The 16105-nt window shown below is 40.3% G+C and carries 13 protein-coding genes; 11 read left to right on the forward strand and 2 right to left on the reverse strand.

All coding sequences use genetic code 11. The features are described from left to right. Positions 1 to 2 precede the first annotated feature (2 nt). From pfkA to lepB, 3 genes are all read left to right on the forward strand, one after another. Entirely contained in the window at positions 3 to 1016 is a 1014-nt protein-coding gene (gene pfkA / locus QM873_RS02130) for a 6-phosphofructokinase (protein ID WP_048689104.1), read from the forward strand. A gap of 60 nt (positions 1017 to 1076) precedes the next feature. Then, positions 1077 to 2582: a pyruvate kinase gene (gene pyk / locus QM873_RS02135; RefSeq protein ID WP_287514751.1), complete on the forward strand. Its 1506-nt coding sequence runs from the start codon at positions 1077 to 1079 to the stop codon at positions 2580 to 2582. A gap of 147 nt (positions 2583 to 2729) precedes the next feature. Next, positions 2730 to 3287: a signal peptidase I gene (gene lepB / locus QM873_RS02140; RefSeq protein WP_129822192.1), complete on the forward strand. Its 558-nt coding sequence runs from the start codon at positions 2730 to 2732 to the stop codon at positions 3285 to 3287. A gap of 89 nt (positions 3288 to 3376) precedes the next feature. Here lepB and QM873_RS02145 read toward each other — a convergent pair whose 3' ends face one another. Then, positions 3377 to 4570 (reverse strand): cation diffusion facilitator family transporter, encoded by a 1194-nt coding sequence (locus QM873_RS02145; RefSeq protein WP_414278714.1) that lies wholly within the window; start codon positions 4568 to 4570, stop codon positions 3377 to 3379. Positions 4571 to 4768: 198 nt separating this feature from the next. Here QM873_RS02145 and pcrA point away from each other — a divergent pair, with 198 nt between their 5' ends. The 5 genes from pcrA (at position 4769) to QM873_RS02170 (ending at position 12217) form a co-directional block, all read left to right on the forward strand. Continuing rightward, a complete protein-coding gene (pcrA, locus tag QM873_RS02150; protein WP_414278715.1) occupies positions 4769 to 7054 on the forward strand; it encodes a DNA helicase PcrA in 2286 nt (761 codons plus the stop codon). A 300-nt stretch (positions 7055 to 7354) separates the two neighbouring features. Beyond that, positions 7355 to 8629 carry a DUF2130 domain-containing protein gene (locus QM873_RS02155; protein ID WP_414278716.1) on the forward strand — a complete coding sequence of 425 codons (1275 nt, stop codon included), beginning with the start codon at positions 7355 to 7357 and terminating at the stop codon, positions 8627 to 8629. Between the two features lie 6 nt (positions 8630 to 8635). Continuing rightward, a complete protein-coding gene (locus QM873_RS02160) occupies positions 8636 to 10306 on the forward strand; it encodes a hypothetical protein (protein WP_120702109.1) in 1671 nt (556 codons plus the stop codon). A 9-nt stretch (positions 10307 to 10315) separates the two neighbouring features. Continuing rightward, positions 10316 to 11116, forward strand: coding sequence for a hypothetical protein (locus tag QM873_RS02165; RefSeq protein ID WP_414278717.1), 801 nt, complete (start codon positions 10316 to 10318; stop codon positions 11114 to 11116). Next, a complete protein-coding gene (locus tag QM873_RS02170) occupies positions 11117 to 12217 on the forward strand; it encodes an AAA family ATPase (protein ID WP_195610720.1) in 1101 nt (366 codons plus the stop codon). It abuts the gene before it with no gap. Positions 12218 to 12260: 43 nt separating this feature from the next. Here the strand turns inward: QM873_RS02170 and QM873_RS02175 are convergent, their stop codons facing one another. Continuing rightward, positions 12261 to 13577, reverse strand: a complete 1317-nt coding sequence (locus tag QM873_RS02175; protein ID WP_048717251.1) for an FAD-containing oxidoreductase — start codon at positions 13575 to 13577, stop codon at positions 12261 to 12263. A 181-nt stretch (positions 13578 to 13758) separates the two neighbouring features. Between QM873_RS02175 and truB the strand changes: the two genes are divergently transcribed. From truB to QM873_RS02190, 3 genes are all read left to right on the forward strand, one after another. Next, positions 13759 to 14655, forward strand: a complete 897-nt coding sequence (gene truB / locus QM873_RS02180) for a tRNA pseudouridine(55) synthase TruB (protein ID WP_343094096.1) — start codon at positions 13759 to 13761, stop codon at positions 14653 to 14655. 4 nt (positions 14656 to 14659) lie between these two features. Further along, positions 14660 to 15577: a bifunctional riboflavin kinase/FAD synthetase gene (locus QM873_RS02185; protein WP_343094095.1), complete on the forward strand. Its 918-nt coding sequence runs from the start codon at positions 14660 to 14662 to the stop codon at positions 15575 to 15577. A gap of 126 nt (positions 15578 to 15703) precedes the next feature. Continuing rightward, positions 15704 to 16105 carry a Spx/MgsR family RNA polymerase-binding regulatory protein gene (locus QM873_RS02190; RefSeq protein ID WP_272078750.1) on the forward strand — a complete coding sequence of 134 codons (402 nt, stop codon included), beginning with the start codon at positions 15704 to 15706 and terminating at the stop codon, positions 16103 to 16105.

A 16105-nucleotide genomic window follows, 5' to 3' on the forward strand; every position in this document is an offset into this window, starting at 1 on the left:
AAATGAAACGTATTGCTGTTTTAACCAGTGGAGGAGATGCCCCTGGAATGAATGCTGCTATCCGTGCAGTTGTTCGCCAAGCAATTTCTGAAGGAATGGAAGTATTTGGTATCTATAATGGATACGCTGGTATGGTTGCTGGTGATATCCATCAATTGGATGCTTCATCAGTTGGAGATATTATTTCTCGTGGTGGAACAATGCTTCATTCAGCTCGCTATCCTGAATTTGCTGAACGCGAAGGTCAATTAAAAGGGATCGAGCAGTTGAAAAAACATGGAATCGAAGGTGTTGTCGTTATCGGTGGTGATGGATCATACCACGGAGCGATGCGTTTGACTGAACATGGTTTCCCAGCTGTAGGACTTCCTGGAACAATTGATAATGATATCGTTGGTACAGATTTTACAATCGGGTTTGATACAGCAGTTACAACTGTTATGGACGCGATTGATAAGATCCGCGATACCTCATCTAGTCACCACCGTACTTTCGTTATCGAGGTAATGGGGCGTAATGCCGGGGATATTGCCCTTTGGTCTGGTATTGCTTCTGGTGCGGATGAAATTATTATTCCAGAAGAAGGCTTTGCTATCGAAGATGTCGTTGAGAGCATCAAGAAGGGCTACGAAAAAGGTCGTACACACAACATCATCGTTCTTGCTGAAGGTGTGATGTCAGCTGCTGAATTTGGTAAAGCCTTGAAAGATGCTGGAGATACAAGCGATCTTCGTGTAACAGAACTTGGACATATCCAACGTGGTGGTTCACCTACTGCGCGTGACCGTGTTCTTGCTTCACGTTTGGGTGCACATGCTGTTAAGTTGCTGAAAGCTGGTATCGGTGGCGTAGCTGTTGGTATCCGCAATGAACAAATGGTTGAAAACCCAATTCTTGGTAGTGCAGAAGAAGGTGCCCTCTTTAGCTTAACTGAAGACGGTAAGATCAAAGTGAACAACCCTCACAAGGCTGACTTGAACCTTGCAGAGTTGAACCGTAGCTTATCTTCTATTTAATATTTATTTGTTAAAATTTGTCTAAAAAGACAGTGTATTTTAAAAGGAGTCATAGAAATCATGAACAAACGTGTAAAAATCGTTGCAACCTTAGGTCCTGCGGTAGAAATCCGTGGTGGTAAAAAATTTGGTGATGATGGATATTGGGGTGAAAAACTTGACGTTGAAGCTTCAGCACAAAACATCGCTAAATTGATCGAAGCTGGTGCCAACACTTTCCGTTTCAACTTCTCACACGGTGACCACCAAGAACAAGGTGATCGTATGGCAACAGTTAAACGTGCAGAAGAAATCGCTGGTAAAAAAGTTGGTTTCCTTCTTGATACAAAAGGTCCAGAAATCCGTACAGAGTTGTTCGAAGGAGATGCTAAAGAGTACTCTTATACAACTGGTGAAAAAATTCGCGTTGCGACTAAACAAGGTATCAAATCAACTCGTGAAGTGATTGCCTTGAACGTTGCTGGCGCACTTGACATCTACGATGATGTTGAAGTTGGTCGCCAAGTATTGATCGACGATGGTAAATTGGGTCTTCGTGTTGTAGAAAAAGACGATGCTACTCGTGAATTCATCGTTGAAGTTGAAAACGACGGTGTGATCGCTAAACAAAAAGGTGTGAACATCCCTAACACAAAAATTCCTTTCCCAGCTCTTGCTGAACGCGATAACGATGATATCCGCTTCGGTTTGGAACAAGGTATCAACTTCATCGCGATCTCATTCGTACGTACTGCAAAAGACGTGAACGAAGTTCGTGCTATCTGTGAAGAAACTGGTAACGGTCACGTTCAATTGTTCGCGAAAATCGAAAACCAACAAGGTATCGATAACTTGGATGAAATCATTGAAGCTGCTGACGGTATCATGATCGCTCGTGGTGACATGGGTATCGAAGTACCATTCGAAATGGTTCCAGTATACCAAAAAATGATCATCACAAAAGTGAACGCTGCTGGTAAAGTTGTTATCACTGCAACAAACATGCTTGAAACAATGACTGAAAAACCACGTGCGACTCGTTCAGAAGTATCAGACGTATTTAACGCTGTTATCGACGGAACTGATGCTACAATGCTTTCAGGTGAGTCTGCAAATGGTAAATACCCACTTGAGTCTGTTCGCACAATGGCTACCATCGACAAGAACGCTCAAACTCTTCTTAACGAATACGGACGTTTGAACTCAGATTCATTCGAACGTAACTCTAAGACAGAAGTTATGGCTTCAGCTGTTAAAGACGCTACAAACTCAATGGACATCAAATTGGTTGTAACTTTGACTAAGACTGGTCACACTGCACGTTTGATTTCTAAATATCGTCCAAATGCTGATATCTTGGCATTGACATTTGACGAATTGACAGAGCGTGGATTGATGTTGAACTGGGGTGTCATCCCAATGTTGACAGATGCTCCATCATCAACTGACGATATGTTCGAAATCGCAGAACGTAAAGCAGTAGAAGCAGGTCTTGTACAATCTGGTGACGATATCGTAATCGTTGCAGGTGTGCCACTTGGTGAAGCTGTTCGTACAAATACAATGCGTATCCGTACAGTACGTTAATCTAACCAATGAACAAACCTTGTTCTCTAAGCGTAAAAGCTTGGAGGCAAGGTTTTTTTAGTGCAAGTTTCTGACAATTTGGGAATGTGGGCCTTTTTTATTGTCTAATAAAATGGTATAATGGAATGAACTGAAAGGGGGATAGGAATGTCGAAAAGGGATTTGATTCGGAATATTATCATCATTGGAATATTGGGCTTGGTACTCATTACTTTGCGCCTATTTGTTTTTCAACCATTGTGGGTATCTGATCAAATGGCCAATGCCTCCGTTAAGAAAGATGATTTAGTATTAGCGACTAAAAAGGGGAAAATTGATCGAACAGACTTGGTCCTCTATCATGTAAAAGAGAAACAATATCTTGGACGTGTCATTGCGATAGAGAGCGATGAGGTCAGCTATGTGGATGATGTCTTTTATCTGAATGGTGTAGCTACAGCAGAGCCATATTTGGACAAGATGAAGACCAAACATTTGGCAGCCCCAAGTGGCGATTATTTTACAAATGATTTTTTCTCTAGAGAACTCAAGGGAACCAAGGCTGGAAAAGTACCAAGTCATAGTTATTTAGTCCTAAATGATGATCGCAACAATACCAAAGACAGTCGTGAATTTGGTTATATTCAAGCAGATCAGATTGAGGGTGTTGTCGATTTCAGATTGTACCCCCTAAATAAATTTGGTTTTATTAAAGAAGAAGAATAGTCCGGAAGGGCTATTTTTTCTTACAAAAAAACTACTGCAGAAAGGAATTGCAGTAGCTTTTTATTCTGGTTAGATTGAGGTAAAGAGTTCTATTTTTCTTGTTTACTGGTAATTTGGTGAAAGACCTTTTGCCAGTGTTCATGACGCCGCCAGAGACTGGTATGGATCTGGTTATTTAACTCATAGCAAATCAACTTAGTCTTTTGACTGATGGATTCGATCTCGAAATTCTTAAAAGGAATTTGATGTTCTTCTTGCAAACGGACCAGGTCCTCCTTGTGACTTTCTTGGCCGAATTCATTAATGAGGGTGAAGTTGTCTGCAAGAAGGGTTTGGTATTCCTGCTGAGCTTGCAAGCGTTCTTCATAGGTCTTTAACTTGAGAAGGACATTGTCCAAGATCTCGTCTTCAGGGATAGAACTCGGCTCAACATGGACATCGATATCAAAGACACCAAATTTTTCCTTGAGAAGGCGTTCGACCTCTTCAGTAATCGCATGGCTCTCATAAACAGAGAGGTCTGGATTCATTTCGATGACGACATCCAGGTAGATATTGCTTCCGTAGGTCCGTCCCCGTTGGGATTTGACCCGGCTAACCTTTGGTAATTCCAGAATCGCCGCCTTGTATTTATCCAGGAGACTTTCATCAAACCCATCAGAGAGACTGAAGGAGGATTCGATGAAAATATCGTAGGCGGTTTTTAGGATAAAGAAGGTGATGACAATGGCCACCAATTGGTCCACAATGGGGTAGTTGAGAGCGCTAGCCCCAATCGCAACAGAAGTTCCCAAGGAAGTGACTACGTCAGAGAGGTTATCTTTGGCAGCTGCCTTGAGGGCCTTGGATTGGGCTTTCTTAGCTAAGGTGCGGTTATAGAGGTAGACCGCAAACATAACCAGGGCCGAGCCGACTCCGACGATAGCCCCTAAAGGATCGATGACAGTGGTTTCTCTACTGAGGATTTTCTGAACAGTATCTCGTAGGACATCAAAGCCCACATAAAACATGATGATGGACGTCACCAGACTAGCTAGATCTTCAATCTTCCAATGACCGAACCGGTGGTCGCGGTCAGCTGGCTGGCGGGCTAAGCGAATGCCAATGAGAAGGGCGACATTGCTGATAATATCGGATAAGTTATTAAAACCATCAGCGACCAAACTGGAGGAGTGAAGAAGATGGCCTGTTGCTAATTTGGCAGCGGAAAGAAACAGGTAGGCGACAATACTGATCAGGGCTCCACGTTCGGCTAGTTTTAAATTACTTTGTGATTGATTCACTTAGACCTCCTCCACACTTCTATAGCTTTCCTCCTAAGCGACAAACTTGGATCGTTGTTGATGAGGAAAAATTCGTTCTTCTTAAGGCTTTATTATAGCTTTTTTGAGTGCAAAATTCAAATGATGCCAACTGTTTCCAAAAGGAGAAAGGGCGAAAATGTGGTATAATAGAACGATTGAATGAATGAGGAGTATGAGATGAATCCTTTATTAAATGGTATGAATGATCGCCAAGCAGAGGCGGTCCAAACGACAGAAGGTCCCCTCTTGATCATGGCGGGGGCTGGTTCGGGTAAGACACGTGTCTTGACCCATCGGATTGCTTACTTGATCGATGAAAAAATGGTTAATCCTTGGAATATTTTGGCCATTACCTTTACCAATAAAGCCGCTCGAGAGATGAAGGAGAGGGCTTATCAGTTGAATCCAGCCACCCAAGATTGCTTGATTGCCACCTTCCACTCCATGTGTGTGCGTATTCTCCGTCGAGATGCGGATCACATTGGCTACAATCGCAACTTCACCATTGTCGATCCAGGTGAGCAGCGGACCTTGATGAAGCGGATCTTGAAGTCCTTGAATTTGGATCCTAAGAAATGGAATGAACGGACCATCTTGGGGACCATTTCCAATGCCAAAAATGACCTGATTGATGAAGTGGCCTATGCTGCCCAGGCTGGAGATATGTATACCCAAATCGTCGCCAAGTGCTATGAGGCTTACCAAAAGGAACTCCGTCAGTCAGAAGCGGTAGACTTTGATGATTTGATTATGTTGACCCTGCGTCTTTTTGATCAAAATCCTGATGTTTTGACCTATTATCAGCAGAAGTTCCAATACATCCATGTGGATGAGTATCAAGATACCAACCATGCCCAATACCAGTTGGTCAAACTCTTGGCTTCACGTTTTAAAAATATCTGTGTCGTTGGGGATGCGGATCAGTCTATTTATGGCTGGCGGGGAGCGGATATGCAGAATATCCTGGACTTTGAGAAGGATTATCCTGATGCCAAGGTCGTTTTGTTAGAGGAAAATTATCGTTCCACTAAAACCATCCTGCAAGCAGCCAATGATGTCATTAAAAACAATAAAAATCGTCGTCCTAAGAATCTTTGGACCCAAAATGCTGACGGGGAAGAGATTGTCTACTACCGGGCCAATGACGAGCAGGATGAAGCGGTCTTTGTTGCTAAAACCATTGAAGAGCTCAGTCGCGAAGCGGGTTACAAACACCGTGATTTTGCTGTTCTCTATCGGACCAATGCCCAGTCACGGACTATTGAAGAAGCGCTGCTCAAGTCCAACATTCCCTACACCATGGTGGGGGGCACCAAATTCTACAGCCGGAAGGAAATTCGAGATGTCATTGCTTATCTGAACTTGATTGCTAACCTCAGTGACAATATCAGTTTTGAGCGCATTATCAATGAACCCAAGCGGGGAATCGGGCCAGGTACAGTGGATAAGATTCGTGATTTTGCTCAAATGCAAGAGTCTTCACTTCTAGATGCTTCAGCCAATATCATGCTATCAGGCATCAAAGGAAAGGCTGCCCAAGCCATCTGGGACTTTGCCAATCTCATTCTTGATTTGAGAGAAAGATTGGACCAGCTGACCATTACAGAGTTGGTCGAAGAGGTCCTTGACAAGACAGGTTATATGACTGCCCTAACCAATCAAGGAAATTTGGAAAGTCAGGCTCGCATCGAGAATATCCAAGAGTTCCTGTCTGTTACTAAGAATTTTGATGAAAACGGGGAAACCCTCGAAGACGAAACAGGTGTGGAGACCTTGAGTCGTTTCTTGAACGATTTGGCCTTGATTGCCGATACAGATGATGGGGCGCAAGAAACTTCAGAAGTCACCTTGATGACCCTTCACGCAGCTAAAGGATTGGAGTTTCCAGTCGTCTTCTTGATTGGGATGGAAGAAAATGTCTTTCCTCTTAGTCGTGCGGCTGAGGATCCAGATGAGTTGGAAGAAGAACGTCGCTTGGCTTATGTAGGGATTACACGGGCAGAGAAGGTTCTCTTCTTGACCAATGCCAATTCACGTTTGCTCTTTGGACGGACCAGCTACAACCGCCCGACGCGTTTTATCAATGAAATTAGCTCGGATTTATTGACCTATCAAGGATTAGCGCGTCCAGCCAACACTAGCTTTAAGGCTTCTTATAGCAATGGAGGCGGAACGATCTTCGGAAAAGGAATGAGCCTGTCGCAAGCCCTTCAAGAGCGCAAGAGACAAGCAGCCCCAAGTGCCCTCACATCATCAAGCCTCCCCTTTGGCAATAACAACCGTTCTAGCGCCAAAGAAAGTGTCGCTTGGTCCATTGGCGATATTGCCCTTCACAAGAAGTGGGGAGAAGGGACTGTCCTAGAAGTCTCTGGTAGTGGCAATACCCAAGAGCTCAAGATCAACTTCCCAGAAGTGGGGCTCAAGAAACTCTTGGCCAGTGTCGCTCCGATTGAAAAGAAATAAGTTAAGACCAGTAAGCCTAGCTTGCTGGTTTTGTCCTTTTATAAACCTTCCCTTAGGTGAGGACGGACGGTAGCGACTCCCTTCGGGATTCCATACCTTAGATTTGATCCTAACGTCTCAAATCTACCTAGCGGGAAGTTTCAATGGTCATCGTTCTGCTTTCTCAAATGCACTCATTTACTCTATTCATTGCCATAAACTTGATTGTGGAGGGAAATAGTAGGAGCAAGCCTCGTTTGCTGGTTTTGATTTTACAGGTGGCATGATATAATATACTAAGAATAGAGAAAGAGGCATACTATGAACGAAATCAAGTGTCCCAACTGTGGGGAAGTCTTTACAGTCAATGAAAGTCAATACAGCGAACTCTTGTCACAGGTACGGACAGCTGAGTTTGACAAAGAAATTCATGAGCGGATTCGGCAAGAGCTGGCTTTAGCTGAGCAAAAGGCCCTCAATGAGCAACAAGAGAAGTTAGCCAAGAAGGATCAAGAAATTGCCCAATTACAAAACCAGATTCAACAGTTTGATACCGAAAAAGAATTGGCCAAAAAAGAGGTGGAGCAAACCGCTAGCCAAAGCCTGCTAGAGAAAGAAAAAGAAGTGCAAGCACTGGAGAATCAGTTGGCCACTTTGCGCTTGGAGCATGAGAATCAACTGCAAAAGACTTTATCTGCACTGGAAAAAGAGCGAGACGAGGTTAAGAATCAGCTAGCCTTGCAAGAAAAAGAAAACGAGCTTTCTCTGACTTCTGTTAAACAAAACTATGAAGCCCAACTTAAGGCAGCAAATGAGCAAGTTGAGTTCTATAAGAACTTCAAGGCCCAACAGTCGACCAAGGCCATCGGTGAAAGTTTGGAACAGTTTGCGGAAAGTGAATTCAACAAGGTTCGCAGTTTTGCCTTCCCAAATGCCTATTTTGAAAAGGACAACAAGGTCTCTGCGCGTGGGTCTAAAGGCGACTTTATATTCCGCGAGTGCGATGAAAATGGGGTAGAGATTATCTCCATTATGTTCGAGATGAAAAATGAAGCTGACGGGACCGAGAAGAAGCATAAGAACGCGGATTTCTACAAGGAATTGGACAAGGACCGTCGAGAAAAGAACTGTGAATATGCGGTTTTAGTGACCATGCTTGAAGCAGATAATGACTACTTCAACACAGGGATTGTCGATGTCAGCCACGAGTATGAGAAGATGTATGTGGTCCGTCCTCAGTTCTTTATCCAGATCATTGGGCTCCTGCGCAATGCGGCCCTCAATTCCCTTAAATACAAGCAGGAATTAGCGCTTGTACGAGAACAAAATATCGATATCACCCACTTTGAAGAAGACCTGGATGCATTTAAGGTAGCCTTTGCTAAGAACTACAATTCAGCTTCGATCAACTTCGGCAAGGCCATCGATGAAATTGACAAGGCTATTAAACGGATGGAAGAAGTTAAGAAGTTCTTGACTACATCAGAAAACCAACTCCGCCTCGCTAATAATAAGTTGGATGATGTATCAGTCAAAAAATTGACTCGCAAAAATCCAACCATGAAAGCTAAATTTGATGCTCTGAAAGGGGAGTAGAAAGCAGTGGAAAATGAATTATTAGTATTGAATACTGAAGAAGTATATGATTCTGAAAATTTAAACTATGACGAATTAGAAGAACTATTGGAACAGCAATTTACAATGGAGTTTTCTAATCTCGAAAAATTAGAACTAGAATGTAAAGAGATTAGTTCACCAGATAAACTAGGAGATGTTATTTTAGATGAAATCTGGGATCAATTTGCGAATCAAATTGGTTTAGATATGACAAGTGACACGCTTCTTAAACAGTATAATGATAAGTATCCTAATGGTTATACAAAAAAAGAGGCTACTAAAATAATGAAAGATAAAAGGTATACTGATGCAAATAATGCTATGAAAGTAAAGCAAAAATCTGGAAATTTAAAGGATGAATATACTGGAAAAACATTAAAAATTAACGATAAAGCCAATCTAGATCACGTCGTACCAAGAAAACAGATTTTCGAAAACCCATGGAGAAAAATAGCAGATATTGAAACTTCTGATTTAGCTAATAAATCAGAAAATTTGGCAGGAACTAATGAATCTCTTAATAAAAGTAAAGGAGCAAAATCCAATAGTGAATATATAAAGAATAGAGAAGTGAGGGAAAAAAATCTAAAAGAGCAAGTTGAAAGAGCTAATAAAAAAATTGACAAGAAGGATATTTCGGATGCAGAAAAACAAAGTCTTAAAGCTGAGAATGAAAAAAGGTTAAATGATAAATTAGCAGCGGATTCAAAGAAGATGCTTAAGGCTGAGAAAAGAGCAAAGAAGGTTATTAATAAGGATATTGCAAAGAAAGCCTCTGTCAGAATGGCCAATAAAGCTGGGAAAGATGCTATAAAAGCTATGTTTGTTGCTGCACTATTTGGAATGTTAAAAGAAATAATGAATGCTTTAGTTCGATTTTTCAAATCTAAAAAGCGATCTTTTAATATATTTCTGGAACAAATGAAAAACTCGCTTCATTCATTCTTTAAGAGGATTAAAGATTTTATCAAAGTTGGTGTAGATAGTTTTGTTGGGAGTATTGTGGGAGAGATTATTGGAGCAATTAATCAAAAATTAAAAAGGCTTCCAAACATGGTCAAACAATTATTTGGATCAATTAGAGAAAGTATATCTTATTTATCGAATCCTGAAAACCAGTCCCACACTACTGAAATTAAAATTGCTCATATCTCTAAAATTATTACTTCTGGTTTGGTAGCTATAGGAGCAATGTTTTTAGGAGAAATTCTTGAAAAGTATTTATTAACGATACCAGGTATGGGATTTGAAATAATGTTTTTAGGTACTTTGGCAAATGTTTTGGGAATGTTCTTTGCAAGTGTACTGACAGGAATATTGGCTGTCGTTATCATTAATAGACTTGATCAATTTATTTCAAGAAAGTTAATTGAAGAGAATAAAAAGCAACAAGCTGATAAGAAAAACGAATTGTTACAAATTCAAGATATTCAGATTTTTGTTGCAGAAGAAAATGTTGTTGTTAAACGTAATAATATTTTTAATAAGATGACTAAAAATCATCAAAAATTGCGGGAATTACTAAGTAATATTCAAGAAGAGTTTATTATTTCTGAAATTGATTTTAAACAACGATTACTAAATACTGAAGTATACTTTGATGAAAAGCATAATGAACTAAAAGAAATGCAAGAAATTTTAAATGATTTATTATAGGAGAAAGTTATGTCAGATGAATTGGAAATTCAAGTTTTAGCGAAATCTGAAAAATTTAATGATAAAAAACAGGAATTAAAAGATTTTAGCGAGAAGATTCCTAAACAATCAAATCTACCAACAGTACCACAAGAGGATCCTTTTTTAGGATTTATAGGTATGGAGTATGATGTTAAAGGCAAGGATTTAAATGCTCTTTCTGATGCTGTTCAAAATAGAATGATTGAACAAAACAAGCATATTAAAAAGATTATTCAGGAATTTAATACTATTTATGAAACATTTCAGATATTAGATGATGAATATATTCAGAGAATATCAAACTCTTTGCTTGCAGCAAAAGAAGCTAATAATATTGCTTTACAAGGGTTAGAGGAGACTAAGTCCTATCAAGAAAGTAATAAAAATTTATTAAATGATATTTTCAAACAAAATAAAGATATAATAAATACTTTGAAGAGCCATCATAATAAGTTAGAAGAAATAGAACATTTTGAAGAGAAGCAAAGTCAAATTCAGATTGATATTGATAATTTAAAAGTAGATTTAAATAAATTAGCAAAAATTGAAAATAGTTTTTATGATTTACAGGTACAAGTAGAAGAAAAACAGAGTATTTTAAAAAATGAAATGGATGATTTGTATCGTAGAGTAAAAGAAGAAAAAGATAATTTATATCAATGGGTTGAAGATTTTCAAATAAAATTAGAAAAAAGTCAAAGAGAGATTAAATTTTTAAAAAATGGTTTCTATACCCTGGGAGTAGTTGTGGTGATAATAGTAATATTTCTGTTATTTAAGGTAGTGTAGATGATTAGTGAAACTTATTTAAAATTGTTAAAATCGGAAGTGAAAAAAATTGACGAATTAACGAATAGTACATATGAATTTGAAATAATTCTTCAAGATATTGTAGATAATGTTAAAAATTCAGAGCTAGAATTTGTAAAACGTTTAGGAAATTTGTCAAATAATGCAATGTTTCCAACTATGAAGGATAAACAATCTAATATATTAGAAATTTTGTATAAATATTTAGGTGCTAGAGTTATTGATACTAATTATGCTATATTAAAAGAAACCAATACAAAATCATTTGAGATATTATCGAATGAATTAAATTCTTTAATAGGCTTAGAAAATGTAAAAGAAGAGATAGAAGGCCTAGTAATATTTAATAAAATTCAAAAAGTTAGAGAAAACCTTGGTCTAAAAAAGACAAATAGAACAATGCATATGGCATTTTTGGGGAATCCAGGAACGGCCAAGACGACTGTTGCTAGAATTGTTGGGAACATGTATCGTTCACTAGGTCTTTTAAGTAAGGGACATTTTATTGAAGCGAGTAGAACTGATTTAATAGCTGAATATCAAGGCCAAACTGCTATAAAAGTTAAGAGGATTATCCAAAAAGCTATAGGAGGAGTTTTATTTATAGATGAAGCTTATAGCATAACAGAAAATGATAAAAGTGACAGTTATGGTAGAGAATGTTTAACGGAGTTAACAAAAGCACTAGAAGACTATAGAAATGACTTAGTAGTAATTGTAGCAGGTTATGAAGATTTAATGAACCAATTCTTTGACTCTAACCCTGGGCTAAAGTCTAGATTTAACTATTTTATACATTTTAAAGACTATTCAGTAGAGGAACTATTAGAAATATTTTTTTATATTTGTACAGAAAATGATTATCTGATCTCTAAAGAAGCTCAAGAAAAAGTTAAGGATATTTTTCAAAAATCCATTAATGAAAAGGATAATTTGAAATCAAACGGAAGATTGGCAAGAAATATTTTTGATACTGTCGTAATGAATCAGGCAAAAAGATTGGCAAGATATCAGTCATTTTCTAAAGAAACTCTTCAGTTAATTACTAGTGAAGATATTTTCATAGAAAATCAAGAATAACATAAAAAACTCTGGAAATATTTTTCCAGAGTTTTTATTCTATTTAAATCGCAAAGAGATCGTTTAGGTTTTCTGCCATGGTTGGGTGGGTAAAGATTTGTTTTGCGATGTAAGTATAAGGGATCTTGTTGTCCATAGCCATGGTAATCAGGTTGATGAGTTCGCCTGCAGCTTCTCCAAAGAGAGTTGCTCCAAGGATTTCTTTGGTTTCTGGGTTGACCACGGCTTTGAAGGCACCTCGAAGATCTGCATTAACATGTCCACGAGGCATGGCAGCAACTGGCAATTCTTTAACAGCAACTGGAAGCCCTTTGTCACGTGCTTCTTGCTCAGTCAAGCCGACTTGGGCAAGTGGAGGAGCAATGAAGAGTGTTGTCGCATAATTGTTACGAGTTTCGAGATTGTAGCTACCATCGCCTGTGAGATAGTTGAAGACAATGCGGAAGTCATCGAGTGACATGTAAGTGAATTGAGGACCACCATTGACATCCCCAACTGCAAAGACACCAGGGACGCTGGTTTCCAAATGACGGTTGACTTGGATTGCCCCACGATCAGTGACTTGGATATCTGTGTTTTCAAGACCAAGTCCAACTGTGTTTGGCTTCCGTCCTGTTGCGTAGAGAAGGATATCGAACTCGAAGTCTCCCTTATCCGTTACAACGGTTAAGCTGTTTTGGCCATCTTTGATTTCTTGGGTATGAACGCCTTGCAAGAATTGAATACCATCTTCTTCCAGGTAGCCTTTTGCAAGAGCTGCGATGCTTGGCTCGATCCGTGGCAAGAATGCTTCAGAAGCATCCAATACTGTTACTTGGCTACCCAAGGTATTGTAGAGGTGGGCGAATTCCAATCCGATTGGTCCACCACCAAGGACGCCCAGGCGTTTTGGTAGGTTTTCCAAACGTTGAATACCGGTTGAATCCACTGCAAATTTACTTTCAGCCAATCCTGGGATTGGAAGGATAGTTGGCACAGCACCAGTATTGATAATAATGGTTTCAGCTGTCAATTCTTCCTTTTCATCTCCAACTTGAATTTCGATGACCTTGTTGGACACAAAGCGGGCTGTCGCATCGATAATGTCTACACCCGTTCCAGCAATCGTTGCGTAGTTCTTGCCGTTGAGACGAGTAGTGACCGCATTTTTTTCACTCATAGCTTGTTCAAAATCCAAGCCTTTTTCCGCTGCGACGATCAAGGTCTTAGTTGGAATACAAGCGATATTGATACAAGTACCACCATACATAGACTTGCTCTTTTCAATCAGAGCGACTTTTTTTCCTTGGCTTGATAATTTCGCTGCAAGAGTTTTACCAGCTTTACCAAATCCAATCACAATAACATCATACATTAACATATGTTACACCTTCTTTCGCTTTCTATTGTATCAAACCCATTTTAAAAAGTCTGAAATCTGCTACGGGATTTTTTGGAAGCTCATCAGGAAGGGGGAAACAGGGACAAGAAGTCTCGTTTCATGGTATAATAAAGGGTCGGTGGCCCGGATGGTCACACATGAGTTAGAAAGAGCAAATCAGATGGACGGAATTATCAACTTAAAAAAAGAAGCAGGAATGACCTCCCATGATGCGGTTTTTAAACTGAGAAAAATCTTAGGTACCAAGAAGATTGGCCATGGGGGAACGCTGGATCCTGATGTGGTGGGAGTGCTTCCGATTGCAGTTGGCAAGGCGACCCGGATGGTCGAATTTATGCAAGATGAAGGCAAGGTCTATGAGGGCGAAATCACTTTGGGATTTTCTACCACAACGGAGGATGCCAGCGGGGATGTCCTAGAGCGAACCCCAGTGGAAGCACCTTTAGATGCAACAGAGGTGGACCGTATGATTGCCCAGATGGTGGGAGAGATGGAGCAGGTGCCGCCTATGTATTCAGCGGTCAAGGTCAATGGGCGTAAGCTCTATGAATATGCGCGGGCAGGAGAAGAAGTGGAACGTCCTGTCCGACAGGTGACGATTTATGAATTCACGCGCACCAGTGAGATTAGCTATGAAGAAAGTCTAGCCCGTTTTCGTTTCCGAGTTAAATGCAGCAAGGGAACCTATATCCGGACCTTGTCGGTGGACCTTGGTCAAAAACTGGGCTATGCGGCTCACATGTCCCACTTAACACGAACCAGTGCTGCCGGTTTGTCACTGGATGATGCCCTGACCTTAGAAGAAGTGGCTGAAAAAGTGGGGCAAGGAGATTTGAGCTTCCTTCACCCACTTGAGATTGGCACCGGAGATCTGGAAAAAGTAGAGCTGACAGTAGAAGAGGTCGGCGAAGTCCAAGTGGGACGCTTTATTCCAGTTGAGAGCGAAGCCAGGGAGTTGGCTGCTTTTTACCAAGGGAAATTGGTAGCCATTTTGGAGAAAAGGGAAGAACTTTACAAACCTCGCAAGGTTTTTCTGACAGAAAGTGTGTTACAATAAATTTATGAACATTTGTTATGTAACTAGTGAAAAAGAAATAAAAGCTCAAGCAGATACCGTTCTTGTCTTGGGCTATTTTGACGGTCTCCATCGAGGGCACCAGGAGCTCTTTCGGACAGCTCGCACCATTGCCGATGAGCAAGGACTTCGAGTAGCTGTCTTGACCTTTCCAGAATCTCCAAAGCTAGCTTTTGCCCGTTACCAACCAGAACTACTCCTCCATCTCCAAAACCCAGAGGAACGCTTTAAACGGATGGAAGAACTTGGAGTCGATGATCTATATCTTATCGATTTTACCAGTGATTTTGCGGCTCATACGGCCCAAGAATTCGTTGCGGCCTACCTAACTGCACTTCGTGCGCGTGTCTTAGTGGCAGGTTTTGATTATAGCTTTGGTAGCGACAAGAAAGTAGCTAGTGATTTGGGAACCTATTTTAAGGGTCAAGTCATCGTCGTTCCACCTGTCCTAGACCAGGACGAAAAAATTAGCTCAACTCGTATTCGGCAGGCCATTGCATCTGGCCAGGTCAAAGAAGCAGCTGATCTTTTAGGTTATCCCTTATCCAGTCGTGGCATTGTAGTCCATGGGGATGCACGGGGTCGCACCATTGGTTTTCCAACAGCCAATCTGGCGCCTATCGATCGCACCCATCTTCCTCAGGATGGTGTTTATGTCGTCGAAGTAGAAGTGCTAGGTCAGCGTCACCGGGGGATGGCTTCTGTAGGGAAAAACTCGACCTTTGATGGGACGGAACTTCGCTTTGAAGCCAATATCTTTGATTTTTCAAAAGATATTTATGGACATACGATTCGGATTTTTTGGTTAGACAAGATTCGAGAAATGGTCAAATTTGACAGTGTAGAAGCCCTCGTCAAGCAACTGCATCAGGACGAGATCCTGGCTCGTCAATGGACCAGATAATTTTTGTTAGAAATTCTCCCTTAAGGGGAGAATTTTCTTTGTCTAAATTAAAAAATCACTATGCAAGCGCGGAATAATTTTGTATAATAGAGTCAGCTAAGTGTGTCCAAAAAAGAAGAGAAGAACATGATTACATTATTTTTGTCTCCGAGTTGTACATCCTGTCGAAAGGCCCGGGCTTGGTTAGAAAAACATGAGGTTCCTTTTAAGGAACACAATATTATGACGAGTCCTTTAACAAATGAGGAGTTGCGTAATATTTTAGCTCTAACTGAGAACGGTACAGACGATATTATTTCAACTCGTTCTAAGATTTTTCAGAAGCTAAATGTTGATGTAGAGGATTTATCGATTTCTGCTTTGATCAAGTTGATTGAGGAAAATCCTAGTCTTTTGCGTCGCCCAATTATTCTAGATAAGAAACGGATGCAAATTGGTTTTAATGAGGATGAAATCCGTGCATTTCTCCCTCGAGGATATCGTAAGGAAGAGTTAAGATCTGCTACACTAAGAGCGGAGATCCATTAA

The sequence above is a fragment of the Streptococcus australis genome (genome assembly GCF_047463015.1).
Classification (GTDB): Bacteria; Bacillota; Bacilli; order Lactobacillales; family Streptococcaceae; genus Streptococcus; species Streptococcus australis_F.